Origin of the sequence: Phyllobacterium sp. 21LDTY02-6 (genome assembly GCF_023554255.2) — a bacterium.
GTDB lineage: Bacteria > Pseudomonadota > Alphaproteobacteria > Rhizobiales > Rhizobiaceae > Phyllobacterium.
Map to the genome: position 1 here is coordinate 370,869 of NZ_JAMJWD020000001.1, position 25,716 is coordinate 396,584.

23 protein-coding genes are annotated in these 25,716 nt (G+C 62.4%); 9 read left to right on the top strand and 14 right to left on the bottom strand.

Annotated elements, in window-relative coordinates:
* Positions 1-74: 74 nt before the first annotated feature.
* Entirely contained in the window at positions 75-263 is a 189-nt protein-coding gene (locus M8997_RS01755) for a hypothetical protein (RefSeq protein WP_250019702.1), read from the bottom strand.
* A gap of 393 nt (positions 264-656) precedes the next feature.
* Between M8997_RS01755 and M8997_RS01760 the strand changes: the two genes are divergently transcribed.
* Positions 657-1,118, top strand: coding sequence for a hypothetical protein (locus M8997_RS01760; protein WP_250019703.1), 462 nt, complete (start codon positions 657-659; stop codon positions 1,116-1,118).
* 788 nt (positions 1,119-1,906) lie between these two features.
* Entirely contained in the window at positions 1,907-2,242 is a 336-nt protein-coding gene (locus M8997_RS01765; protein ID WP_250013127.1) for a hypothetical protein, read from the top strand.
* Positions 2,243-2,294: 52 nt separating this feature from the next.
* On the opposite strand, the gene hutH is transcribed toward M8997_RS01765, so the two are convergent.
* From hutH to M8997_RS01805, 8 genes are all read right to left on the bottom strand, one after another.
* Positions 2,295-3,851, bottom strand: coding sequence for a histidine ammonia-lyase (gene hutH / locus M8997_RS01770; RefSeq protein WP_250013128.1), 1,557 nt, complete (start codon positions 3,849-3,851; stop codon positions 2,295-2,297).
* Positions 3,848-4,849: an ornithine cyclodeaminase family protein gene (locus tag M8997_RS01775; protein WP_250013129.1), complete on the bottom strand. Its 1,002-nt coding sequence runs from the start codon at positions 4,847-4,849 to the stop codon at positions 3,848-3,850. Before M8997_RS01775 ends, hutH begins: the two co-directional genes overlap by 4 nt.
* Positions 4,846-6,168: an LLM class flavin-dependent oxidoreductase gene (locus M8997_RS01780; protein WP_371929473.1), complete on the bottom strand. Its 1,323-nt coding sequence runs from the start codon at positions 6,166-6,168 to the stop codon at positions 4,846-4,848. The genes M8997_RS01775 and M8997_RS01780 overlap by 4 nt, the downstream gene beginning before the upstream one ends.
* Positions 6,168-7,190 (bottom strand): LLM class flavin-dependent oxidoreductase, encoded by a 1,023-nt coding sequence (locus tag M8997_RS01785; protein ID WP_250013131.1) that lies wholly within the window; start codon positions 7,188-7,190, stop codon positions 6,168-6,170. Before M8997_RS01785 ends, M8997_RS01780 begins: the two co-directional genes overlap by 1 nt.
* A gap of 20 nt (positions 7,191-7,210) precedes the next feature.
* Positions 7,211-8,143, bottom strand: a complete 933-nt coding sequence (locus tag M8997_RS01790) for an ABC transporter ATP-binding protein (protein WP_250013133.1) — start codon at positions 8,141-8,143, stop codon at positions 7,211-7,213.
* On the bottom strand, positions 8,140-8,781 hold the full coding sequence (locus M8997_RS01795; RefSeq protein WP_250013135.1) for an ABC transporter permease: 642 nt from the start codon (positions 8,779-8,781) through the stop codon (positions 8,140-8,142). Before M8997_RS01795 ends, M8997_RS01790 begins: the two co-directional genes overlap by 4 nt.
* A gap of 2 nt (positions 8,782-8,783) precedes the next feature.
* Positions 8,784-9,401 (bottom strand): ABC transporter permease, encoded by a 618-nt coding sequence (locus M8997_RS01800; protein WP_250013137.1) that lies wholly within the window; start codon positions 9,399-9,401, stop codon positions 8,784-8,786.
* Positions 9,402-9,537: 136 nt separating this feature from the next.
* Entirely contained in the window at positions 9,538-10,419 is an 882-nt protein-coding gene (locus tag M8997_RS01805) for a glycine betaine ABC transporter substrate-binding protein (protein ID WP_250013139.1), read from the bottom strand.
* Positions 10,420-10,698: 279 nt separating this feature from the next.
* Here M8997_RS01805 and M8997_RS01810 point away from each other — a divergent pair, with 279 nt between their 5' ends.
* The gene (locus M8997_RS01810; protein ID WP_250013141.1) at positions 10,699-10,983 is read left to right on the top strand and encodes a HigA family addiction module antitoxin; all 285 of its coding nucleotides are present in this window, start codon (positions 10,699-10,701) and stop codon (positions 10,981-10,983) included.
* 38 nt (positions 10,984-11,021) lie between these two features.
* On the opposite strand, the gene M8997_RS01815 is transcribed toward M8997_RS01810, so the two are convergent.
* A complete protein-coding gene (locus M8997_RS01815; RefSeq protein ID WP_250013143.1) occupies positions 11,022-11,621 on the bottom strand; it encodes a hypothetical protein in 600 nt (199 codons plus the stop codon).
* A 79-nt stretch (positions 11,622-11,700) separates the two neighbouring features.
* Positions 11,701-12,345, bottom strand: a complete 645-nt coding sequence (locus M8997_RS01820) for a methyltransferase (RefSeq protein WP_250013145.1) — start codon at positions 12,343-12,345, stop codon at positions 11,701-11,703.
* Positions 12,346-12,466: 121 nt separating this feature from the next.
* Here M8997_RS01820 and M8997_RS01825 point away from each other — a divergent pair, with 121 nt between their 5' ends.
* A complete protein-coding gene (locus M8997_RS01825; protein ID WP_250013147.1) occupies positions 12,467-12,637 on the top strand; it encodes a hypothetical protein in 171 nt (56 codons plus the stop codon).
* A 19-nt stretch (positions 12,638-12,656) separates the two neighbouring features.
* Here M8997_RS01825 and M8997_RS01830 read toward each other — a convergent pair whose 3' ends face one another.
* Positions 12,657-12,797 carry a hypothetical protein gene (locus M8997_RS01830; RefSeq protein ID WP_250013149.1) on the bottom strand — a complete coding sequence of 47 codons (141 nt, stop codon included), beginning with the start codon at positions 12,795-12,797 and terminating at the stop codon, positions 12,657-12,659.
* Between the two features lie 812 nt (positions 12,798-13,609).
* A complete protein-coding gene (locus M8997_RS01835) occupies positions 13,610-15,799 on the bottom strand; it encodes a PAS domain-containing sensor histidine kinase (protein WP_250013151.1) in 2,190 nt (729 codons plus the stop codon).
* A 252-nt stretch (positions 15,800-16,051) separates the two neighbouring features.
* Here M8997_RS01835 and M8997_RS01840 point away from each other — a divergent pair, with 252 nt between their 5' ends.
* From M8997_RS01840 to M8997_RS01860, 5 genes are all read left to right on the top strand, one after another.
* Complete coding sequence (locus tag M8997_RS01840; protein ID WP_250013153.1) at positions 16,052-17,080, top strand: ABC transporter substrate-binding protein; 1,029 nt, start codon at positions 16,052-16,054, stop codon at positions 17,078-17,080.
* Between the two features lie 71 nt (positions 17,081-17,151).
* Positions 17,152-19,380: an iron ABC transporter permease gene (locus M8997_RS01845; RefSeq protein WP_250013156.1), complete on the top strand. Its 2,229-nt coding sequence runs from the start codon at positions 17,152-17,154 to the stop codon at positions 19,378-19,380.
* Positions 19,377-20,438, top strand: coding sequence for an ABC transporter ATP-binding protein (locus M8997_RS01850; RefSeq protein WP_250013157.1), 1,062 nt, complete (start codon positions 19,377-19,379; stop codon positions 20,436-20,438). The genes M8997_RS01845 and M8997_RS01850 overlap by 4 nt, the downstream gene beginning before the upstream one ends.
* 20 nt (positions 20,439-20,458) lie before the next feature.
* Positions 20,459-21,253 carry an inositol monophosphatase family protein gene (locus M8997_RS01855; RefSeq protein ID WP_250013158.1) on the top strand — a complete coding sequence of 265 codons (795 nt, stop codon included), beginning with the start codon at positions 20,459-20,461 and terminating at the stop codon, positions 21,251-21,253.
* 205 nt (positions 21,254-21,458) lie between these two features.
* A complete protein-coding gene (locus tag M8997_RS01860) occupies positions 21,459-23,276 on the top strand; it encodes a thioesterase family protein (RefSeq protein ID WP_250014353.1) in 1,818 nt (605 codons plus the stop codon).
* On the opposite strand, the gene M8997_RS01865 is transcribed toward M8997_RS01860, so the two are convergent.
* Positions 23,277-25,619 carry a bifunctional diguanylate cyclase/phosphodiesterase gene (locus M8997_RS01865; RefSeq protein WP_250013159.1) on the bottom strand — a complete coding sequence of 781 codons (2,343 nt, stop codon included), beginning with the start codon at positions 25,617-25,619 and terminating at the stop codon, positions 23,277-23,279.
* Positions 25,620-25,716 lie beyond the last annotated feature (97 nt).

A 25,716-nucleotide genomic window follows, 5' to 3' on the forward strand; every position in this document is an offset into this window, starting at 1 on the left:
CAGGCTGGCCGCGCCGGCGTCAAAGCAGGGAGCGACGTCGCCGGTCGCAACTGGACCCGATGGCCGCGCGCGCCTCAGCGGACGGTCTGGTTTCCGTCGCTCTTGTGTTCATGGCAGAACCAGGTCTGCTGGCCGAACTTGTTGGCAAAGCCGAAGCTTCCCCACTTCCCGCAATCAGGATGCATGCAATAATGCTCGAAAAGCCCGCTCTGCGGCTTCTCCATATGTTCCGGATATTCGAGTTTTGGCGGTGTTTCAGACATAGTCCGGGCTTTCGTGATGGAACTCGCGCCCGATAATCATCATCGGTATGGCGGCGATCCGAATCGTTTCTGCGGGCTCCGCATGGGTGAATTTACACGCTCGATTGCCGCCATTCCACAGCGCTGTAAAAAGGATTGCACAAGCGTTGGTGCGTGCTCAGCAGACAAGCTTGTCGAAGGACCCGGCAAGGTTTGTGCAGTAAACATTTTGACAAGGGGGTGAGGCCGAGCTTCTTGCGATGTGCGGAATTGACATATCCTTAAATTTGAAGCTGTAACAACGACTTGTGCACCACATCGTAAGCGACATGATATCGCTGAGGCCATCCTTTGAAAATCACGCATTGCAACTTGGAATATGACATATCGCATATGGCTGGCCGAGTGCTCCGGATGGGAACATGGGTTGGAGAAGGAAAACAACTGATCCAAGCAGAAATCGAATTAAAATACGCTTGCCACTGCTATACCGAGTCGTCGTTGACCAAACCACCAGCTGAAATGTGGAGCATTCGCGAAAGATCCGAATGGCGCGTGTTCGATGTACCTCGTCATTCGTTGTCAGTGCACATTCCACGAATCGTCGAAGCGCTCGTCCAACGTCCCAATAAGCAAATACAAAAAGTTTCGGGAAGACATAATTACAAGGTATTCCAGCTCGGCCTGAAGGGCGTGAAGCCAGGTGAAAAATATTATGTGTTTCTTAAACTTGAGAAGACTTCCAGAGTTGGAATACCAGGGCTCCACCAGGTAAGACTAAGCGTCGAAAGTGCCTACCCGAAAGACAATATTGTTGCCGGAAATTGGCGTCCGCCGTTTGGGACAGCGATCGAGGAGATTCTCGGGCTAAGATAAGAGAAAAGCTGGAGTAGCAATGCCACTCCAGCTTTGATATAACCCGGCGCAACCAAGGCATTTAGCCCCACAGCCCTAAGCAAGTGCCTGATCATTTGATCAAGGGTATCGTTACCATTTCCGAGCCAAGCTCGGCGAAGCCGATCTGCAACGACCTTCACAATATGGATATTGCGGTATTGAATGTCAATCTCTATCGCCTCTGCAGCGCGCGCCGTCTTAAAGTTTGTGGCACTTGCTCCATAATGCCGAAGTAATGCAACACGCGTCCCTCCTTGGGGGATAAATGGAAACTTATCCCACCACTTTGAAACCGGGTTATTCTGTGCAGGTCCTTTCCAGTGGGGGAGCAGCTTCCGGTGCTGTTTCGATTGCTGGGGAAGGATGGCGTTGCCGGATGGTCGGAAGTGACCACCCCGACCGGCCGGCAAACTGCAGAAGGAAACGAGGGTGGCGCTTCGTTTTCCGGGTTGTTGCGTCTGACAAGCGCAGCAATGGCAGGCAAAGACGTCGCGGGCGGTCTTCGGACCTCGACCCTGATACCACTACTGACGCGCTGAAGACCGCCCGTCTCCCCCATTTTCAATGACCAGACGCGATTTCGCGGGCGTGGTGCGGATTTTCCGTATTCAATCCACCCCCCATGCAAATCACCAGCCTCCCTCATGCTCAGCACGAGGGAAATGGATTGATTGCAGGGAGATGTCGGCGGGTGTTGTGCGCTTCTTTATTGACCATTGGCAAATTAGGGAGCAGTTGTGGTTGTACAAAGTTGATAGGAGCTAAAATTGAAGAATCTGATTTCGTTTTGTGCGGCAGGACTTCTTGCACTCTTCCTGGGGCTGACGTCCCTGAGTTCGTCTTTTGCGGCTCCCGTCGCAAACCCGAACGTGCCGGCGGCGACCAATGTCGTCCAGGTGCAGCATCGCGACAAGCGGCGCTACGAGCATCGCCGCGACCGGCGCGATCGCTGGGATCGTCATGACCGCAGGCATCGCTATGACAATCGCCGCGATCGTCGTGGCTATTGGCGGGGCCATCGCGGCCATCGCGAATATCGTCGCGGCTATCGCCGCCACCGTGATGGCTACTGGTATCCGCTCGCAATCTTCCGTCTCGGATAATCTTCCCGACGGGGCAGAACCATGGAAAGGCGGTCCGAAAGGGCCGCCTTTTTCAGTCCAAGCGATCGTCGGCGAGGCGATCTTTGGCGACGCGATCTTTGGCGAGGTGATGGCCGGCGACGCGATCGTCGGCGATGCGATGGAAAGCGAGTGCATCACCGAGCGCCGCGACTTCCGGGCCAAGCGGCCGGTCCTCGCCGAGCGCCGCGCTCACCGAGCGGACGAATTCATGGACGCGGCGCGTTCCCTTGCCGCAATGGTGATCCGGCTGCAGATCCACCGCCTGCGCCGCCGCCAGCATCTCGCAGGCGATGAGCTGCCGCCACAGCACCAGCATTTCCGCACATTTTGAAACCGCCAAAGGCGTTTGCGTGGCGTGGTCCTCCACGCCTTCGGAAACGGCGAGGAAATCCAGCATCACCGGGTTTGCCTTGTGGCGGATGGCGCCTGTCAGGGCGGTGACGGTCTTCTGCAGGGGCACGAAACCGGCAGAGGCGCCACCGACCGGGGAGAGATATTTCGGCAGGCCGTTGCGCGCCCGACCCGTCAGCTGGATGAAGCGGGCAGCGCCGGCAAGCGCCGCCTGGGCGATGGCGAGCCCCAGCGTTTCGAAGGCCAGCGCCATGGCCGGCGTGTGGAAATTTCCGGTGGAAAGAACGCGCTCCTCCTCGACCAGCACCAGGGGATTGTCGCCGGCGGCGTTCAATTCGGTCTCGACGGCGGCAATGGCCGTTGCCAGCGCAGCGCTGAGGGTGCCATGGATGGACGGGATGCAGCGCAGGCTGAGCGGATCCTGCAGCGCCGGGCGGCGGCCATGGAGCGCCGACCCGTCGATCATGCCGCGCAGCAGTTCGGCTTCCTCGACCTGTCCGGCGGCGGGCCGGGCCTGCTGGATCGCCGGCGTCAAGATGGCGGGATTGCCGCCCATCGCCTCGAAGCTCAAGGCCGCCGCCGCGCGCTGGTGCGCCAGCAGCGCCCGCGCATCGGCGAGGACCAGCGCGCCATGCCCGGCCGACAAGGCGGAGGCGTTGATGAGCGACAGCCCGTCCTTCGGGCCGAGAACGATCGGCTCCAGCCCCGCCAGCTGCATCGCCTGCCGGGAAGGGTAGACCGTGCCGTTCCATTCGGCGCGGCCGTCGCCGATCAGGCAGGTGGCGAGGGCGGCCAATATCACGAGATCGCCCGCACCGATCGAGCCGATCGACGGCAGGAGCGGGTTCAGGCCGCTATTGAGGACCCGCAGCAGGTCGCCGAACAGATGGGGCGAGATGCCGGAGCCACCGGCGGCGAGCATGGAAAGCCGTGCCGCGAGGACCGCGCGGGCGATATCCGGCGCCAGCGGTGCGCCCACGCCCATGTCGCGGCCGCGGACGAGCTGTTGCTGGAAGCCCGCGGCGCCATCGCTGACGCTGGTGCCGATATTGGCGCCGAGGCCGGTGTTCAGGCCATAGATCGGCTGCCCGCCGGCCGCCGCCGCGTCGAGGATGGCGCGGGCCCGAACCAGGCGCTCCGCCACCTCAGGGGCCGCCGCCACCGGCGCATGCTCCCTGGCTATGGCCGCGATATCGGCGATGGAGACGGGCGAGCCGCCAAGCACGATCCCGCTCATGCGAAACGCAGCCGCTGGCCGATCCCCAGCGTCTTCGCCTTTTCGAGCATGGCATGACCGAGGGCGATGTCGCTCAAGGACAGGCCGCGGTGCCAGAACAGGATGGTTTCGCCGGCCTGTTCGCGGCCGGGCTTGAGACCGGCAACGATCTGGCCGAGTTCCGCGTGCAACGTTGCTTCGGAGAGCTTGCCCGCCTCGACATGGGCGCGCAGCGAGCCGAATTTGCCGCCCTTGCACTGGCCCCAGTCGTCGACGACCAGCTTGTCCATGATATCGGTCAGGGAGAGTTCCACCGCGCTCATCGTGCCATAGGGAACCACGAATGCGCCGGGCTTGATCCATTCGGTCATCAGCATGGGCTTCGGCTCGGGCAGGCGCGACGCCTCGACGACGATATCCGCGCCATCGACGCAGTCGCGCCAGTTGTCGGTCACGATCACCGCCTTGCCGAGGTCGTCCGACAGCTTCTTCGCGAATGCCTCCCGGCTTTCCGGACGGCGGGAATGGACGCGGATCTCGTCGAAATCGAAGAGATGGTCGAGCAGCCGGACGTTCCAATAGGCCGTGCCGCGCGCGCCTATATGGCCGAGGATCTTCGAATCCTTGCGCGCCAGATGCTTCGCGCCGATGGCCGTGACGGCGCCGGTGCGCATGTCGGTTATCACCGTCGCGTCCAGTATGGCGCGCGGCACGCCGGTGCGCGGATCGAACAGGTTCAAGACGCCGAATTCCGACGGATAGCCATGTTTGTAATTATCGACGAAATCACCGACGATCTTGACGCCGGCGAGATCCAGCGGTGCAACATAGCCGCGCAACACGTTGAAATGCCCGTGAAAACCCGGGTCCGGCTCCAGGTGGACGCGCGGCTCGACGACGGTCCTGCCTTGTCCCTGCGCGCCAAGCGATGTCTCGATGGCCGCGAGTATCTCGGCTTCGTTCAACGCCAATGCCTCGATGTCGAAGGCATTCAGATAGTCGATATAGATCGGATTCATGATTCTTCCCGCGGTGTGAAGGGCGCTTTCAGCCCCAGGTTTTCGCGCAGCGTCGCGCCCTCATATTCGTCGCGGAACAGGCCGCGGCGCCGCAATTCCGGAACCACAAGCTCGGTGAAATCGGTCAGGCCATCCGGGAAATGCGCCGCCATGACATTGAAACCGTCAGCCGCGCCGCCCCTGAACCGCGCTTCGAGTTCATCGGCGATCTGCGCCGGCGTCCCCACCAGCTGCCAATGGCCGCGCGCACCGGCGAAGTGGCGGGCCAGTTGCCGGATGGAGAGGTTTTCCCGCCGGCCGAGATCGACGATCAATTGCTGGCGGCTCTGGATGCCGTCCGTCGGCGGCATTTCGGGCAGCGGCCCGTCGAGCGGATATTGCGACAGGTCCTTGATGCTGAGGTAGCTCGCGAGCAGGCCGACGCCGACCTCGTCGGGGATGAGCTCCTGCAGCGCTTCATATTTGGCGCGGGCCTCGCTTTCGCTGGATGCAACGATCGGCGAAACCCCGGGCAGGATCTTGATATCGGCCGGCTGGCGGCCGAAGCGCGCCATGCGGCCCTTGAGGTCGGCATAATAGTCCTGCGCTTCCTGCATGGTCTGCGCGGCGGTGAAGACGACGTCGGCCGTGCGGGCTGCGAGGTTCTTGCCGGCATCGGATGCGCCGGCCTGGACCATGATGGGCCGGCCCTGCGCCGACCGCCGGCTTTCGAGAATGCCATCGACGCTGAAATGAACGCCCTGATGCGCGACCGGCGTCAGCGCCGCCGCATCGGCGAAGGTCTCGCCGTCGAGCACATGGGCATGGTCGCCGACGCTGTCCCACAGGGCGAGCGCGGCGGCTGCGAACTCCTCCGCCCGTTCATAGCGTTGCGCATGCGGCCGCAGCCCGCTCGAAACGAAATTCGCGGCTTCGAGCTCGCTGGCGGAGGTGACGAGGTTCCAGCCTGCCCGGCCGCCGCTGAGGCTGTCGATCGCCGCGAACTGGCGCGCCAGCCCATAGGGGTCGTTATAGGTGGTGGATGCGGTGGCGACGAGGCCGATACGGGCCGTGTTCACGGCGAGCGCGGCGAGGAGGCTGAGCGGCTCGAACATGGTGGAGCGCGCCGCCTGGCTGGCAAGGTTCGGGTCCTTCTCGCGGATCGCGGCGGCGTCCTCGACGAAGATCATGTCGAATTTCGCCGCCTCCGCGATCCGCGCAAGGGCGATGAAATGGCCGATATCGGTTCCGGCATCGGCCACGGCCGAAGGGTGGCGCCATGCGGCGATGTGGTGTCCGCCGGCCATGAGGAATGCGCCGAGTTTCATCTGTTCGCCCATCATCGTGCTCCGCCTGGCAGTATTGCGGGCGCGGCAAGGCCGAGATGCCCGCGCAGCGTATCGGCCTCATATCCATCCCGGAACAGCCCGCGTCGCCGCAGCGCTGGAACGAGCCCGTCCACGACAAGCTGCACGCCATCCGGCGCCAGCGGAGGATGGATGAGGAAGCCATCGAAATTTCCCTGCCAGCCGGCGATGCTGTCGGCGATGGTCTCCGGCGTTCCGACAAGTTCAGGCAGTTCCATCGGGAACTCGCGCCGAAGCGCCTCCGCTTCGTCCATCGACGTGGCGATATGAGGGGCGATGCTGGCGAGTATCCTCGGCTCCGGCCCGTTCCGGGACGATCGCAGGCGGTCGGCGATCGCGATCATCTCCTCGATGGTGGCAGCCTCGACAAGGATCAGCTCGGCCTTGCCGGCGGCAGGCGATTGCGCCGCGCCGGTAACGGTGGCGGCGATCACGGGCGCGCCCTGCGGCGACGGATTGACGTTGAGCGGGCCGCGCACGGTGAAATATTCGCCCTTGTGATCCAGCACGTGCATCTTGGCCGGATCGAAGAAGCGGCCGCCCTGCTTGTCGTAGAGGAAGGCGTCGGCATCCCAGCTTTGCCATAGCGCCTGCACCAGCTGCACATATTCGCCCGCCCGGTCCGAATTGTCGCCGGGGGCAAGGTTCCAGCCCGTGCGGCCATGGCTGACGAGATCGAGCGAGGCGAAGCGGCGCGCCAGATTATAGGGCTCGTGCTGCGTCGTGAGTGCGGTTCCGACCAGCCCGATCCTGCGGGTGACGGTCGCCAGCGCCGAGATCAGCAGCGTCGGCTCGAAGGGTGTCGCCTCGGGATGAAGCGCGCGCTGCGGGCGCTTGCCGGCGAGATCGGGCAGGAAGACGAAATCCAGCGCGGCCTGCTCGGCCAGCTTCACCTGCGCGGCGAGCGCTTGGAAGCCGAGCGCGGCCGTGCCCCTGTGCCGGCGCCAGGCCGAAGGATGATGCCCGAATGGCGAAAGTGACAATCCGATATACATCGCTGTTCCAAGTCTTGCCGTCAGACCGCGAAAACCGCCTCGCGCGTCAGTTTGCCCTGCACCCTGCCATCGCCATCGGTGACGCCGAGCACGTCGCTATTGGCCGCCACCATCAGCGCCAGCGCATCGCGCAGGTTGCTGTCGATCCCGACCGTCGCGGCATTGGCGCCGGGCTGGCCTTCGCTCATGGCCTCGCCCACCTTGAACAGCGAAAGCCGCTTGATGGCGCGGTCGATGCCGACGAAACTCTCGACGAACGGCGTTGCCGGGCGCGAGAGGATGGTGTCGGGCGTATCATACTGGACGATCTTGCCTTCCTTCATGATGGCGATGCGATCGCCGAGCCGGATCGCCTCGTCGAGATCATGGGTCACGAATACCACGGTCTTGCGCACCCGCTGCAATATCTGCTTGAACTCGTCCTGCAGCCGGGTCCGGGCGATGGGGTCGATGGCGCCGAAGGGCTCATCCATCAGCAGCACCGGCGGATCGGCGGCGAGGGCGCGCGCCACGCCTATTCTCTGGCGCTGCCCGCCGGACAATTGGCGCGGATAGCGCGTGAGCATTTCCCGCGCATCGAGGCCGACCAGCGCCAGCAATTCCTCGGTTCGCCGCTTGATCCGGGCATCGTCCCAGCCGAGGAGCTTCGGAACGGCGGCGATGTTCTGCGCGATCGTCATGTGCGGAAACAGGCCGACCTGCTGGATAACATAGCCGATATGGCGGCGCAGGCCGACAGGATCGACCCGCGTAACATCCTCGCCATTGACGATTATCTTGCCTTCGGTCGGCTCGATCAGCCGGTTGATCATGCGCATCGTCGTGGTCTTGCCGCAGCCGGACGGGCCGATCAGCGCGGTCGTGCTGCCTTCCGGCACGATGAGCGAGAGATCGTCGACAGCCGCCAGCCCGCTCTCGGCATAGCGCTTGGTAACATGTTCCATCGTGATCATGCGGTGGCTCTTTCTGAGAAAAATATCCGCTCGGCGAGGCCAAGGATGAATTCGGTGGCGAGCGCCAGCAGCGCAATCGGCACGGCACCGACGAGAAGGCGCGACATGTCCATCATGCTGATGCCGACGGCAATGAAATCGCCGAGCCCGCCGCCGCCGATGAAGGGCGCCAGCGTCGCGCCGGCCAGCACCTGCACAGCCGCCGTGCGCGCGCCGGCGAACATCGCCGGGGCAGCCAGCGGGATGCGGATCTTGCGCAGCACCTGGCCGCGGCTCATGCCCATGCCGATGGCGGCTTCCACCGCGTCGGGATCGACATCGCGCAGCCCGACAAAGGCGTTGAGCAGGATCGGCGGCAGGGCGAGGATGGTGAGCGCGACGATGGAGGGCCATAGGCCGATGCCCAGCAGCGGCATCATGATCGCAAGGATGGCGAGGCTCGGGACCGTGCGCAGCGCATTGACCGAATTGATGATGACGAGCGCGAAATTGCTGCGATTGACGATGAAGACGGCCAGCGGCAGGCCTATGGCAAGCGCGATTGCCAGCGATACGCCCGACATGACGAGATGCTGGCCCAGCGCCTGGTAGAACTCCGGCTGGTGCTCGATGATCCAGGTGAAAGCGGTGGCGAGCATGGTCAGCGCCCCCGCATCATGCGCTTTTCGGCCTGGCTCAGCAGCAGGTCGAAGAATGTCGCCATCAGCGCCGTCAATATGCCGCCGACGAGGATCTTCTCGGGATATTCCTGGTCGATGCCCATCAGGATGATGGTGCCGAGGCCGCCGCCATCGATGAAGGCCGCGACGGTGGCGATGCCGATCACGGTCACCAGCGCGATGCGGATGCCGGAAACGATGAGGGGCAGGGCAAGCGGCAGTTCGATGCGCAGCAACCTTTGCCGGGCGCTATAGCCCATCCCGTCGGCGGCATCGAGCACCTCGGCAGGCACGCCGCGCAGGCCCGTCACGACGTTGCGCAGCAGGATCAGCAGGCAATAGGACGACAGGCCGACGAGCGCCGGCTTCATGCCGAGGCCGAGCCAGGGAATGAGCAGGGCGAAGAGCGCGAGGCTCGGTATGACGAAGATGATGCCGGTGATCGTCAGCACGAAGGCATAGAGCTTCTGGTTGCGCGCGCACAGGATGCCGAGGACGAGCGCGATGACGAGGCCGATCGCCACCGAGGACACGGACAGCACGAGGTGCTGCCAGGTGGCGGCGAGGATTTCGGGGATGTTGTTGGGAGCCCAGTTCAAGCAAGTCTTCCTGCATTTCTTCATGTGGCGGCGGCGGAGATGCGTTCACCTCCGCCGCTGCAATTCTCTTCGGTCAGGCCGCCGTCAGGCAGTCTGACAGAGGCCCGGCCAGACAAGGCCCCTCAGGCAGGCCCGCTCAGACGCCCTTTTCCTTCAGGAACTCCGCCGCGACGTCCTTGGGTTCCTTCTTGTCGCGCTCCACGGCCGCATTGAGATCGCGCATGATCTCGTTGGTCAGCAGCGGGCTGACCTTGTCGAGCACTTCGGCGATCTTCGGGTTCTTCGCCAGCGTATCCTGCCTCACCACCGGAACGAGGTAATAGGGCGGGAAAAGATGCTTGTCGTCATCGAGGACGACGAGCTTGCTGTCGGCGATCTGCCAGTCGGTGCTGAAGCCGTAGGAAACGTCGATATTGCCGCTCGTCAGCGCGCTGTAGCGGATGCCGAGCTTGGCGAAGATGCGGAAATCCTTGAACTCGATGCCATAGGTCTGCTTGAGGCCGGGCAGGCCGTCCTTGCGCTCGCCAAAGCCGCCTTCGGCGCCGAACGACAGTTCCTTCGAGGGGCCGCCGAGATCGGACAATGTCTTCAGATTGTATTTCTGCGCCGTCTCCGGCAGGGTGATTATGGCATAACCATTGTTGATCGCCGTCGGCTGCAGCAGCGTCAGCTGCAGGTTCTTCTCGTAGTAATCCTTGACGTCCTTGTAGATCTTGTCGGCCGAGCCGGAAAGGTCACCCTTCACCACGGCCGCAAGCGCCGTGCCCGTATATTCGGGGTAAAGATCGATATCGCCGCTGGTGAGGGCGGAATGTGCAATCAGGGTTGCACCCAGGTTGAGGCGGCGCTCGACGGTGATGCCCGCCTTCTCCAGCGCCTGGGCGTAGATTTCGGCAACGACGAACTGTTCGGTGAAGTTCTTGCTGCCGATTTTGACCGTCTGGGCAAGGCCTGCCGTTGCCGCTGTCGCCGCCGCGAGAACGGCAATGCCGACGGTGGCGATGGTTTTCAAGATCATGATTTGTCCCGCAAGCTTATGTGAAACAGAAGTTCTATCTCACTGGTTTCATTGTCCATTTCGCATGCTAGCAACCTTGGTGGCTTCGTCTTGGAACGTTTTGCCAATATATCCACCGGAAGTAGAAATTATTTATCGGTCGATTGCAACCGCAGATCCGCCGCGCCGATCCAACGATTGTGTGAGGCTGCGATCAGGCTACCCCTCAGGGCAACGCACCCTTCTATATTCTGCCGTTATGCGTTACGTAGTATGAACGATAGGGCAACCGGTGGCACCATGGCTAGAATTGTTACGCATCCCGGCGAAATGCTGAAACATGCGTTCATGATCCCGATGAACCTCAGTGCGCGCAAGCTTGCCGAGGCGATGGACGTGCCCGCCAACCGGATTACGCAACTGATACTCGGCGAACGAGGCATGACCGGCGATACGGCTGCAAGGCTCGAAAGGGTGCTCGGGGTCAGCGCTGAATTCTGGATGAACTTGCAGGCCGCTCACGACCTGTCAAAGGCAAAGGCTACGCATGATTACTCAAGTATCAGGCCGCTTGAGGATGCCTGATTGTTCCTGACCTAAACCAGGCGGCTGAAAGCTCGCAGCTAGAGCACGTCATAGACGCGGATGATCCAGACGATCTCATAGACGAGGCCGATGACGAGAAACACCGCCTGGTAGGTCTTGCTGGCGACGAATATGGCGATGATGGCGCAGAGCGCATAGATGGCCTGCTTTATCCAGTATTCATCGCCGAGCGCCTGGATGTAGGCCGGGCCCTTCATCATCGTATCGAGCGGATCGATGATGAAGGTAACGGCGAGGATGGCGTAGAACCACTGGCGCCGGTCCTGGAAATACTGGGCATGCGTGCCATATTCCCTGATGTTTTCGGGAAAGAGCAGCGTCGAAAGAAAGACGAAGAGCATGGCATAGCCGATCAGGAACACATATTTCTGGAACGTCCAGACCTGGATTCCGGACAGCGCAAATTCGAACCACCAGAAATGTATGATGGAGACCAGCAGGTAGACGACCCAGCCGATATGCAGCAGATCGACCTTGTAGATGTGGGGATGCTGCACGAATTGGGTGAGGCCGCTGACGAGGCGCGTCAGGCTCAGTCCCAGCACGATGCCGACAATGACGCGCAGATGCACGAAAAGGTCATGGGCAAAGGCCGGATTGACCAGATTTGTCTCCATTTTCTCACCCTCAATCCGCTCTGCGCCATCGAATCAATATTTCGCCATTTTGCGCCGGCCGGGAGCGCGCGAAAACCCCTCAGGCCACGGCTTCGAGACGGAAAACCGCCGATCGCACCGTCTCGGCGTTCAAAAGGCCGAAATCGGTGACGTCATATTCCGCCAGTTTCCGCAGCCGGTGCAAGGGCAGGAACGCCCGCCCCGGATCGCCGATGAGCACATCGAGCCCGGCGTCGAGGCAACGGTCGAGATAGGCCAGCACCCGTTTGGCGACGTCCGGATCGTAGAACAGGTCGCCCGCCATGATGATGTCGGCCACCGGGGGCGCCGCATCCGTGACGTCGCCGGGCGTGACCGCAATCGAGACATTGTTGGCCGCCGCGTTCAAGCCGATGGCGGCGACGCCGCGCGGATCGATTTCGGAAGCGCGGCTTTGCCTCGCTCCGGCCTTTGCCGCCGCGATGGCGACGAGGCCGGAACCGGAACCGAGGTCGAAGACCGATTTGCCGCGCACGCTGTCCGGCTGTTCGAGAACGTATCGCGCCAGTGCTGCGCCGCCGGCCCAGACATAGGCCCAGTAGGGCGGCTGGCTTTCTTCATCAAGTGAATCAAGAAGCCTGCCCAATCCGCTGGCCGGGCTTGCCCTGTGCAGGGCGAGCGGAGGAAGCGAGGCCAGCTCGGCCAGAGGCAGCCTGTCGCGGATAAAGGCGTGGAAATCCGTCATCGTCAGCTCAGCCTGGGTTGGAGTGCGCGTCAGCAGAAATGTCTACGACTAAGGACTGAGATACACGAGGGAAAAAATTGTTTAAACTGCATGAAGAATAACAAGAAAGACGGGCAACGGCATGGCACCAAACGAGGGGGAATCCATAGCGGTTCTGGAACATATGATCGGCGAGCTGGCAGCGTTGCGCGAACTGATGCGCGAGGCCGGCTGGGACGACATGCTGCAGACCATATCGGCCGCGCTGGGCAAGGCCGAACAGCGAAAGTCGGTGCTGGAGCGCAGCCGGTAGGTTTATTCCGTCTGATCGTTTATTCCGTCTGATCCAATGCGTGCGGCGAAGGCTGGGTCTGGTTGTCCTGGTTGCCGGCGCTGCGGGTATAGAAAAAGGCAGCCGCGCCGGCTATCACCAGCACGACGATGATGGCGATGATGGTCTCTCGTCCCTGCATGTCGATCTCCCTGTTCAGGTCAAGAACATGGCGCGTGGCATATTTGTTCCGTCCGGACGCACCCGAAAGGGCATGCGCGAGGGTTAAAACGCGTGCGCCACGACTTGGGGCGCTTGCGCGCAGGGCTTGAAGCGCTTGCGCGCGGTGAACAGGACGTGCGGGGCTTGCGGAGCCGTGCGCGAGTACTACGCAGCCATGCACAACGGGGCTACGCGGCTGTGCGCACGGCCACAGAGCCGCGCAGGAGGCTTGAAGCGCTTGCGCGCGGGGCTTGAAGCGCATGCACGCGGCGAACAAGTAGCGCGCGGGCTTGCGGAGCCGTGCGCGCGGCAAACAGGGCGCGCGGGGCTTGGCAGAGTGCACGGCTTGCGCGCGCGGCTCGATGCCCATGCCCGGACTACGCAGTCGTGCACGGGGCGGCGGCCCGGTTCGATCCCGACTGCCTGTTCGATCCCGACTGTCTGACGCCCTCAGACGGCGAAGACCACGGCTGCCACGGCAACCGCGCCGAAGAGGATCATCGAGCAGGTCATCCAATTGGAAATATCGCCGTTCTGTTTGGTGTGTCGCATCATTGACGCCTCCTGAGCGTGACTGGTGAACCAGTGCGTTCTCATTACGTAAATGCTCTGACTTGCCGCCAGCTGTGCTTTTTGAGATCGGGATTTTTCATCCGGCGCCGCGCGCACAAGTACCCGCATTCACCGTTTGGACAGGATTATAGCGATTTCGGTCTATGGCTTCAATTTATGCCGGGGCCGCGCCCATCACATTTTACTGTAGAGTGAAACGAAGCGAGCCCGGGGGTGAAATCAGGCGGCAGCCGTCTCGATGAGCCTTGGAAAGACGACGCGAACGAGCGCGCCGCGTCCGCCGTGGAAGTCCTGCGGCGCGTCGTGCATTTCGAGCTGGCCGCCATGGTCCTCGATGATCTTCTTGACGATGGCGAGGCCGAGGCCGGTGCCTTTCTCGCGCGTGGTGACATAGGGTTCCAGCAGCTTGTGGCGATCCTGCTGCGGCAGTCCCTTGCCATTGTCGAGGACCTCGACGACGATCGAGGTGCCGACGCCCTTGGCCCGGACGAGGACGTGGCCCTGGTCGATGGCGCCGGATTCCAGCGCTGCCTCGATCGATTCAGAGGCATTCTTGATGATGTTGCCGAAGGCCTGTCCGAGCAGGCGGCCATCGACATTGCCCATCAGCGACTCATCGGCGAAATCATGTTCGATCTTGATCGCGCCCTTGCTGATCTCGATCAGGAAGGAAGCGTCGCGCAGGATATCCACTATGTTGGCGGCGGTCAGCTCGGGCTTCGGCATGCGGGCGAATGCCGAGAATTCGTCGACCATGCGGCCGATATCGCCCACCTGCCTTATGATCGTATCCGTGCACTGCTCGAACACAGCGCGGTCCTCGACGATGACCTTTCCGTAGCGGCGGCGGATGCGTTCGGCCGAAAGCTGGATCGGCGTCAGCGGGTTCTTGATCTCATGGGCGATACGGCGGGCGACGTCGGCCCAGGCGGACGAGCGGTGCGCCGCCACCAGATCGGTTATGTCGTCGACGGTGACGACGTAGGAGGTGTGCCTGGTCTCCGCCTCTTCGCGGGTGATCTGCACGTTGAACGAGCGCACCACGCCATTATGGGTGATGCCGATCTGCTTGCGGGTCGAGTGGCGGTCGTTTTCGGCGGCGAGAGCGAAAACCTCGCCGATCTCGGGCATGACGTCGATGAGCGTCCTGCCCGTGGCTTCCTCGGTGGTAACGCCGAACATCGCCTCGGCCGGCCGGTTCAGCCCGGCGATTTTCCCATCGGCGTTCACGCTGATGACGCCGGCAGTGACGCCGGAGAGCACGGCCTCGGTAAATCTGCGCCGCTCGTCGATCTCGTCCTTGGCCGAGATGAGGGCGCTGTGCTGCGTCTTCAGCTGTTCGACCATCTTGTTGAACGTCTGCGACAGCGCGCCGATATCGCCGTCGGAACCCTTTACCGGCACCGATACGTCGAAATTGCCGGTTGCGACATCCTCGGCCGCTCCGATCAGCAGGCGGATCGGCTGGACGACGCGGTTGGCGACGGCGATGCCCGTCCACACCGCCGTCAGCAGCAGCAGCAGCGTCAGCTCGACATAGAGCAGGGCGTAGGTGATCTGCGTGTTGGTGCGGTTGCTGGCCAGCGCCTGATATTCCAGGTTGTTGTCGGTCATGACCCGCATATTGCCGAGCGCCGAAGGATCGACGGCGCGGATCGTATAGAGATAGAGACCCGGCAGGCTCTGCGTCTTCATCACGGCGCCGACGAGATTGGTCGCGCCCGGCGGGATGAGCACAGGCTTGCCGCCCGCCGCGCCGGCCAGCGCCTCCAGCGGCACCGGCGGCAGGGTCAGGTCGTTGAAGAGGCGGGCGGTCACGACGGCCTCGCCATCGGAGCGGACGAGCGAGGCGCCGAGCAGATTGTTCCTGTCGGCATCATAGGTCAGCCAGTCGGAAAAGGCGCTGCGGTCGAGACTGTAGAGCATGCGGCGCTCATCGAGCTCGATGACCATCGACAATGTGGTAACGAGCAGGCTCTGGGCATTGTCCTCCGTATAGGACTGCGCCGCCTTGATCGACATGTCGATGATCTGGTTGTTTTCCGGATTGATCCAGGAATTCAGGCGGTTGTCGAGGACGATCAGCGAAAAGCACGCGACGATGATCGAAGGGATCGACGCGATGAGCGCGAAGATTATCGTGATGCTCGTGTGCAGGTCGCGGTGCTTCTCCTTGCTCTTGAACAGGATCAGCTTGCGCAGCGTCGCATAGGAAAGATAGATGAGGATCAGGATCGATACGGCATTGGCCGCGATGATGATCTGCGTCGCCTGCTTCGTCGGCGATATCCCGGTGACGCCCATCATGATGACGAAGGAGATGATCGTCGAAGCCAGCACCAGCAGCGTCATGCCCAGCGCGCCCCGGGGCAGTACCTGCGGTTTTTCTATATTCTTGGTCGCGGACATCCGACAGCCTTGTTGGCCGCACATGATGGTGCGGTTGTCATCCTAGCGGGAATATCGCCCGCCGCCTGCCTTGTAAAGCATCGCGGCGCCATGCGAGGCTGGCGGCAGGTTGCGGCGGCGGCGTTTTCCCGCTCGGAAACAGCGGCGCCCGCCGGTTCCGCTTGACAAGTTTGATGCGCATATGAAACTTTTGCACAGGTTTGCAAAAATGGACCTGCGGCAGGGAGGCGCCGCCAATCAGGGAGGAGAATCATGCGTTCGATAGTGGCATTTGGCGCCGCGCTGGCGGTCGGAATCCAATTGATGCCGACGGAGGTGCGGGCGGCGGGCAATCTCAATCTCATCTGCTCGGCGGATGTCGTCATCTGCGAATTGATGAAGACCAACTTCGAGAAGGAAAAGGGCATAAAGGTGAACATGGTCCGCCTTTCTTCCGGCGAGACCTATGCGAAGGTCAGGGCGGAGGCGCGCAATCCGAAAACGGACATCTGGTGGGCCGGGACCGGCGATCCGCATCTTCAGGCCGCCGCCGAGGGATTGACGCAGGAATACAAGTCGCCGCTCCTCGACCAGTTGCAGGATTGGGCGAAGAAGCAGGCCGAGAGTTCGGGCTACAAGACGGTCGGCGTCTATGCCGGTGCGCTCGGCTGGGGCTATAATACGGATATCGTCAAGCAGAAGGGGCTCAAGGAGGCCAAATGCTGGTCGGACCTTACCGATCCGTCCTTCAAGGGCGAGATCCAGATGGCCAACCCGAATTCCTCCGGCACCGCCTATACCGCGCTCGCTTCGCTGGTGCAGATCATGGGCGAGGACAAGGCGTTCGACTATCTGAAGCAGCTCAACGGCAATATCTCGCAATATACCAAGTCGGGCTCGGCTCCGGTCAAGGCGGCGGCGCGCGGTGAAACGGCGCTCGGCATCGTCTTCATGCATGATGCGGTGTCGCAGATCGCCGAAGGCTTCCCGGTCAAGGCCGTGGCGCCCTGCGAGGGCACCGGCTACGAAATCGGCTCGATGTCGATCATCAAGGGCGCGCGCAATCTCGACGAAGCCAGGCAATGGTACGACTGGGCGCTTTCCGCCGAGGCCCAATCGCACATGAAGGAGGCGAAATCCTTCCAGCTGCCATCCAACAAATCCGCGACCGTGCCGCCGGAGGCACCGAAGTTCGAGGATATCAAGCTGATCGATTACGACTTCAAGACCTTTGGCGATCCGGCCAAGCGCAAGCAATTGCTGGAGCGCTGGGACCGGGAGATCGGCGCGAGCGCCAATTAGCGCCTGCACCCTGGACCATGCCCGGCGATGACCGCCGGGCATGTGGCAATTCGAGCCGATCGGCGGATTGAATGGAACGAAGCGACCGAAGATTGAACATAGCGCTCGGCATCGGGCTTGCCGGGCTCGTGGCCTTGCCATGGTACCGCATCGAAAGCGGCTTCTTCGGCCTTGACTGGCTCGGCGGTTTTCCCGGCGGCGCGGGCGAGGCCCCGGCCATCGTCCAGATCCTTGCCCACCATCGCTGGACCCTCGCGGTCATTGCCGCGATCTTCGCCATCGGCGCCTGTGCAAGGTTTCTGGCGGTTTCCCCGGCGCGCTCGCGGCTGCTTGTCGGCGCGGGCATTGCCGGCGTGTTGTTCCTCGTCCTGCAGGGGCTCGCGGTCGGTTTCACCGGCTGGAGCTGGACCATCAGCGAAACGCTGTTCGGCCCGCTTGCCGACGGCCAGCCATCCATGGGGGCGGGCGCGGCGCTGACGGCCATCAGTTTCACGCTGATGCTGTCCTTCGGCCTCGCCGAGCGCGGCGTGTTGCGCGGCGACGCCTTCGTCATCGCCTCGATCGCGCTGCTGGTCTTCCTCGTCTCGATCTTCGTGTTCTACCCGGTCGGAAGCATGCTTGTCGGCGCGTTCCAGACTTTCGACGGCTCGTTCGATCCTTCCGGCTTCACCCGCAATATCCAGGATCCGTCGATCTGGAGCCTCGACTGCCTTGCCGGCGGCAATCGCTGCGGCGTGGCCTGGCGCACGCTTTTCCTCGCGGTGGTCACCGCGTCAGGCTCGACATTCCTCGGCCTCTGCTTCGCGCTGATCGCCACGCGGACGCGCTTTCCGTTCAAGAAGGCGCTGCGGCTCCTGACCATCCTGCCGATCATCACGCCGCCTTTCGTCATCGGCCTTGCGCTCATTCTCCTGTTCGGACGGGCGGGCGTGGTGACGCAGGAGCTTTCCAGCCTGTTCGGCATCGAGCCCGGCCGCTGGCTCTACGGCCTGACGGGCATCTGGATCGCCCAGGTGCTGTCCTTCACCCCGATCTCGTTCCTCGTCCTCATCGGCGTGGTCGAAGGCGTCAGCCCATCGATGGAGGAGGCGTCGCAGACATTGCGGGCCGATCGCTGGCGCACCTTCTGGCGGGTATCGCTGCCGCTGATGAAGCCCGGCCTTGCCAATGCGTTTCTCATCGGCTTCATCGAAAGCATGGCCGATTTCGGCAATCCGCTGGTGCTGGGCGGCAGCCATGGCGTGCTTTCGACCGAGATATTCTTCGCGGTGGTCGGCTCGCAGACCGATCCTTCGCGGGCGGCGGTCCTCGCCATCATCCTGCTCGTCTTTACCCTTTCGGCCTTCCTGGCCCAGCGGTTCTGGCTTGCCGGAAAGAGCTTTGCGACGGTGACGGGCAAGGGCGATTCCGGCGCCCACATCGCGCTGCCGCGCGCCCTGTCCGTTGCGATCCATGCGATCGTGCTGCCATGGATCGGCTTCACGCTGGTCATCTATGGCATGATCTTCTTCGGCGGGTTCGTCAAAACCTGGGGCCTCGACAACAGCCTGACATTCGAACATTACCGGCGCGCATTCTCCTTCTCCTTCGCCGACGGGGCCATTGCCTGGACCGGCGTCGCCTGGAATTCCTTCTGGACGACGATGGAAATCGCCCTCATCAGCGCACCGCTTACGGCGATAGTCGGGCTGCTGACCGCCTATCTCATCGTCCGCCAGCGTTTTGTCGGGCGCAATGTCTTCGAATTCGCGCTGATGATGAGCTTTGCCATCCCGGGAACCGTCATCGGCATCAGCTATGTGATGGCGTTCAATCTGCCGCCGCTGGAAATGACCGGCACGGCGCTCATCCTCATCGCGTGTTTCGTCTTCCGCAACATGCCGGTGGGCGTCAGGGGAGGTGTGGCGGCCATGAGCCAGCTCGACAAGAGCCTGGACGAGGCGTCGCTGACGCTGCGGGCGACGAGCTTCCGCACGATCCGCAAGGTGATCCTGCCGCTGCTGCGCCCGGCCATCGTCGCCGCGCTGGTCTATTCCTTCGTGCGGGCGATCACGTCGATCAGCGCCGTGATCTTCCTCGTCAGCGCGGAGTACAACATGGCGACCGCCTATATTGTCGGCCTCGTCGAAAACGGGCAATACGGCGTCGCGGTCGCCTATTCCTCCACCCTGATCATCGTGATGATCATCATCATCGGCGGTTTCCAGCTGCTGGTCGGCGAAAGACGGCTGCGGCGGGAGAACCGCATAGCGCAGCAGTTCGCACCGGCCGTCGCGTCGGCAGAAAAGGCAAGGGAATGACGGCAAATCTTCAAGGTTCGGTAGTTTTCTCCAATGTGCGCAAAGAGTTCGGCAGCTTCACCGCGATACATGATCTGACGCTGTCGATCGAGCCCGGGACATTGGTGACGCTGCTCGGTCCATCGGGCTGCGGCAAGACGACGACGCTGCGCATGCTCGCCGGGCTGGAGCATCCGACATCGGGCCGGATCTCGATCGGCGGCAGGGATGTCACCATGCTTCCCGCCAATGAGCGCGACGTTTCGATGGTGTTCCAGTCCTATGCGCTGTTTCCGCATATGAGCGTGCTGGAGAATGTCGCCTATGGCCTCGATTCATCCAATATGGGCAAGAAACAGGCGCGGGAGCGCGCCGAGGAAGGGCTGAACCAGGTCGGTCTCGCCGGCTTCGGCTCACGCCTGCCGGCAGAGCTTTCCGGCGGCCAGCAGCAGCGGGTGGCGGTGGCGCGCGCGCTGGTACTGGAGCCGCAGGTCTTGCTTCTGGACGAGCCGCTTTCCAATCTCGATGCACGGCTGCGCCGCCGCGTGCGCACCGAGATCCGCGAACTCCAGCAGCGGCTCGGCTTCACCGCCGTCTATGTCACCCATGACCAGGAGGAAGCGCTTGCGGTTTCCGACCGGATCGTCGTCATGCAGGAAGGGCGCATCGCCCAGCAGGGATCGCCGCGCGAACTCTACGACATGCCAGCTTCGTCCTTCATCGCGGATTTCATCGGCGAGGCCAATGTGATGGCGTGCGAAGTCGTGCGGAGCGAGGCAGGCCGCGCTATCATCCGCGTCGGCGGGCTCGAACATTCCGTGCCGGGCAGGGGCGTGGCGCCCGGGCCGGCGCAGATCGCGGTCCGCCCGAACGCGATCACGCTTGATCCGTCGCTGAACGGCGCGCTGCGCGGAACGATCAAATATGCCGCCTATCTTGGCGACCATGTGGAATATGAGGTCGAGACGGAAGCGGGCACGCTGTTCGTCGTCGATCCTGCCGCCGACAGCAACCTCGCGCCCACGACGGAAGTCAGCATCGGCTTCCTCGATCGCGGCATCGCACTCATCACAAACTGAAGTTCATCGAAGGAACACCCATGACATCGCATGCCGCCCAGTTACAGGATCGTTTTGCTCTGGCGCAGGAAATGGCCAGGGAGGCAGGTGCGGCCGCGCTTTCCTATTTCGAGGCGAGGGAGCAACTCGTCGTCGAGATGAAGGCCGATCCGCAGGATGTGGTGTCGATCGCCGATCGCGAGGTGGAGGAACTCATCCGCAAGCGCATAGCGGCGGCGTTTCCCGACGATGCGGTCCTTGGCGAGGAATATGGCGCCAGTGCCGGGACGTCCGAATTCACCTGGGTGGTCGACCCCATCGACGGCACCAGCCCCTTCGTCAATGGAATGCCAAGCTGGTGCATATCGATCGCCGCCCTGCGCGGCGACGAGATCGTCATCGGCGTCATCCATGCACCCTGCAATGACGAGCTTTACGCCGCCGCCGACGGCATGGGCGCAACGCTCAACGGCAAAGCGCTCAAGCTCGACGATAGCCGCACGATCCGCAATGCGGTTACCGGCATCGGCGCGAACCATCACGTCACCCCGGCGGCGGTGGCGGCGATCGTCGAGAAACTACTCGGCGCCGGCGGCAATTTCATCCGCAACGGCTCCGGCGCGCTGATGCTGGCCTATGTGGCGGCGGGGCGTCTCGTCGGCTATTACGAGCCTTATATGCACGCCTGGGACTGCATGGCCGGCTATTGCCTGGTGAAGGAGGCCGGCGGTTGGCATCATCCTTTCCCCGTTGCCGCCGGACTGACCAAAGGAGCGCCGGTACTCGCCGCCGCCCATGGTGCGGTGGGCGACCTGCGCGCCATCGCCGGGCTTTGACGGCGACCGCCCTGCAATCAAACCCCCGCCCGGTCCGGAGCCCATTGCCCGGCATGAGGGGGATGTGAGCACATTTATTTCCATGACCGAAAAAATATCGTTTGCGACCGTCCAGCGTCCGTCTCGATCATTGACTTATCACGGCAAATAACATCGACTAAAGTACGGTGTGTGGGTCACCGAGATCTGAAAAAACTGGGTCATGATGAAGTTCGTGCGAGATTTGGTCTGGGCGCCGACGATAGGATTGTCCTGGTTGTGGGGGCTGGGCTTCTTTTATTCGTTCCATGTGACGTTGACCTATGGCTGGCTGGGCTTCTTCGGCTTCGCCATCGCCAATGTCGCCGGGCTGTGGCTGTTCGGCTATATTCTCGGCAGGAGCGCGCGTTCGCCCGACCAGATCATGAAAACGATCGAGGGGCCCTATGCGGGCGTCTTCCTGCTGTTCCAGATGGCGGCGCTCATCGTCACGATCTTCGGCTTCGTCGCCTATCTGTGGCAACCGATCGTCGGCGAGGGCGCCGGGCTTGGCGTCGCGCTTCTCCTGCTCTTCGCCTGCGCGGTCGGCCACGCCCTGTCGCTCGGCCAGCTCAAGCTGCTCCACATCGCCTATACGATCATCGGGGTCGCGGCGGCAATCGTGCTGCTTGCCGGCCTGAGTGCAACCTCGGACTACCCGGGTGTGCCGCTGCAGAGCTTCGATGCGCGCTTCTACGGGCTGATCATGCCGACGCTGATCGGCTTCCTGCTCGGGCCATGGCTCGATATCCAGCACTGGCAGAGGGCGGCGCAGATCAAGCGGGAAGGCGGCAATGTCGGCGTCGCCTACGGTGCCGGCGCGCTGATCTTCTTCGGCTTCCTCCTGCTCAACGCGCTGACGGCCTCGGCGGTCGGACCCATCGGCAGCGTGCTTTCGATCGACGGCCTGCCAAGCGCCCAGGGCGCCGTATCGGCGGCGGCCGTCCTTGCGGCCGAGAATGGCCAATCCCGGCTGGTGGTCGCCTTCGTCATCTGGACGGTCATCGCGCTCGCCTCGACGGTAGACAGTTTCTATTGCGCCACTGCCTGGTTCCTCAAGGGCAAGAACATGCGCAGCAACAGCCCGCTGCTGGCGCTCATCCCCGACAATATCGCTTCCTCGCCGCTCTGGCTGCTTATCGGCGCCACCTGGGTGGCCTTTGTCGCGGTGCCGGCGAATTTCTCGCTGATGTATTTCATGATGCCCTTTGCGACGCTGTTCGTCAGCGCGTCGGCCAACCTCGTTTGCGAATCCCTCGGGGCCAAGCCGAAGTTCGATCCGGTGCTGAGCTTCATGATCGGCTGCGGCTCGTCGCTGATTTTCGTGCTCGGCTATGTGCAGCCGGTGCCGGGCTTCCTGTTCATTTCGCCATTCATCGGCCTTATCGGCGCGCTGCCGGTGATCATCGAGCTGATCGGCCCGAAACCCAGGGCGGTCCCGGTGGAAATCGTCGATCAGCCGGTGCGGATGATGACGCCATCGCCGATCGCCGCCGCCGACGGCCTGGAGGAAATCTCGCCCTCGCACGGTTTCGACGGCGAGTGGTTCGTGATGCAGCTCATCCCGACCTATGACGATACGAATTCGGTCGGCAATGTCTATTTCGCCAATTATGTGCGATGGGTCGGCAAGGCGCGCGAACTGTTCTTCAATGTGTGCATGCCGGATTTCGACCTGGCCACCACGCGTTTCTACATTCTCACGCGCTCCTTCACCCATGATTATCGCCGGGAATCGAAGGAATTCGAGCAGGTCAGCGTGCGCATCAAGATTGCCCGCCATAACCGCAAATTCGTCACGCTCGCCCATGAGATCCACAGCGCCTCGCAGGGGCTTCTCGGCCATGGCGAGCAGTCGCTGATGTTCGTCGACAGGGACAGCTATGCGCCGCTCGACATTCCGGGCGAGGTGATCAAGGGCTTCCTTGCCTATTGGCCCAAGGATTCGCGGCTGTCGCCAAGCTACCGCCCGCAGAACCTGGAACAGGCGAAGCGCCAGATCTGATCAACTGGCGACCTGGTAGCGCTCCCGGTCGAAGGACAGAAGATCGAAGGTCTTCTCCATCGGTTCGGCGGGGCTGAAAAGGAAGCCCTGCACCTGGTCGCAGCCCTCCTTCTGGAGGCAGGCCAGCTGCTCGCGCGTCTCGACGCCCTCGGCGGTGATGGTCATGCCCATGCTCGCGCCGAGGCCCATGACGGCGCGGATGATCGCCAGGCTGCCGCGATTGTGCGGCAGGTCGCGGACGAAGGACTGGTCGATCTTGATCTTGTCGAACGGCATCTTGCGCAGATAGCTCAAGCTCGAATAGCCGGTGCCGAAATCGTCGAGCGCGATGCTGACGCCCATGGCGCGGAACTGCCGCAGCAGCGATATTGCGGCGACATTGGCCTCGAGGAACACGGATTCGGTGATTTCGAGTTCGAGCCGGCTCGGCTTCAGATCGTTCTTGTTCAGGGCGTCGCGGACGATCGACGCGAGATCCGAATGGCGGAACTGGATGGCGGAGATGTTGATCGCCACATGGACATCCTGCGGCCAGGAGGCGGCGATGCGGCAGGCTTCCTGGATGATCCATTCGCCGAGAGGCATGATATTGCCGGTTTCCTCGGCAATCGGGATGAAGATCGTCGGCGAGATGAAGCCATGCACCGGATGCTTCCAGCGCAGCAGGGTCTCGAAACTCACGGTCTTGAGCGTCTGCGCCGATACGATGGGCTGGAAGTGCAGGATGAATTCGTTGCGGGCGAGGGCGCCGCGCAGGTCCATTGCCAGCGCGCGCTTGGCCTCGATGCGCGCATCCATCTCCACCTCATAGAAGCGGAAGCTGTTCCGCCCCTCGTTCTTCGTGCGGTAGAGCGCAAGATCAGCGCAGCGCATGATGTCGTTGACACTGTCGGTCGGAGCGATGGCTATGCCGATGCTGAGCTGGATATTGATCTGGATACCGTCGATCCAGAACGGCTGCGAGATGTTCTGGACCAGTTGCTGGGCGAGTTCGGTTGCCGCGGCGTGATCGGCGCCGCGGGCGAGAATGGCGAATTCGTCGCCGGACAGGCGGGCGACGGTGTAGCTGGCGGGCGAGGAGTTGCGCAGCCGTTCGGCCGCCTGCCGCAGCAGCTGGTCGCCGATGCCATGGCCGAAACTGTCGTTCACGGTCTTGAATTCGTCGAGGTCGATGCAGAATACGGCGAAGGAGGAGAGGCCGGCGTCGAGGTCCCTGGTCGCCTGCTGCAGCTGGTCGCTGAACAATGTGCGGTTGGGCAGGTCGGTCAGCACGTCATAGCGCGCGAGATAGGAAAGCTGGTCCTCGGACTGCTTGGCGGCGGTGACATCGGAGCCGACGCCGCGATAGCCGATGAACATGCTGGCATTGTCGAAGATCGGCTTGCCGGTCAGCGACCACCAGCGCGTCTCGCCCTTGATGTTGATGGGCAGGATATGATTGCGGAACGTCAGGCGATTTTCGATCGCCTGCCACATGGAACCGACCTTGACGGCCGCTTCCGGATGCGCCTGGTCGATCTTGAAGAGCTGCGCGAAAGGCATGCCCTGCAATTCGCGCGTGGTCTTGGCGGCGATCTGCGCCAGGCGGGGCGAGGTGTGCTGCAGCCGCAGATCCGCATCGGTCTCCCAGATCCAGTCGCTGGCATTCTCCTCGAAATCATAAAGAAGCAGGCTGATGACCTCCTTCTGCTGCTCGACCTTGATCTGGTCGAGCGTGCGCATGACGATGAGATTGCTCATGTGCACGATGGTGAAGAGGATGAAGAGCGCGTAGAAGGCCAGAAGAACGGCGATGAAAAGAAAAAAGTCCTCGCCCGTCGCCGCCAGCGCGAAGAACGAGCCGGTGATGATGGTGCCGGAATAGGCGATCGCCGCCAGCGGCACCACGGCGATACCGATGCCGGTAGCCATCAGGCCGGCGGCGGTACAGGCGATGAGCAGCCGGTGGTAGGCGTCGGCATCGAGAAACAGCATCAGCGGTATGCTGGCGAGACAAATGCCGTAGAGCGCCGACATGATGATCAGGTAGCGGATGGCATCGAAGCCGAGTTCCTTGACCTTGGGCAGTTCGTACCATTGCCAGCAGGCGAAAAGCGAAACCGCCGTCAACAGGGCCGCAGTGATGGCGACGCCGCCGAGATAGAGCTTCGGGCCGAAATCCCAGAATACGTAAGTGACCACGAACACGACGCACATGGCGACCAGAACCGTGAACGGCGCAAGCCGCAGCGCGACATCCATCTGCTCGGCGTAGACGCGACGCTTCACAGTGGGGTTTATGGTTCCCCGCATTCCGAACAGGGATCGGATGGCGTCAACGCTGATGAATTTGGACAATCGCACGCGCGGGCCTCAGGCAGTGTGTGTACTTGTATTCATGCTAGAGTGATTTTGTTCGGCATTGGTTAAAATACTTATCATTTTTCCTGATAGTTACCAA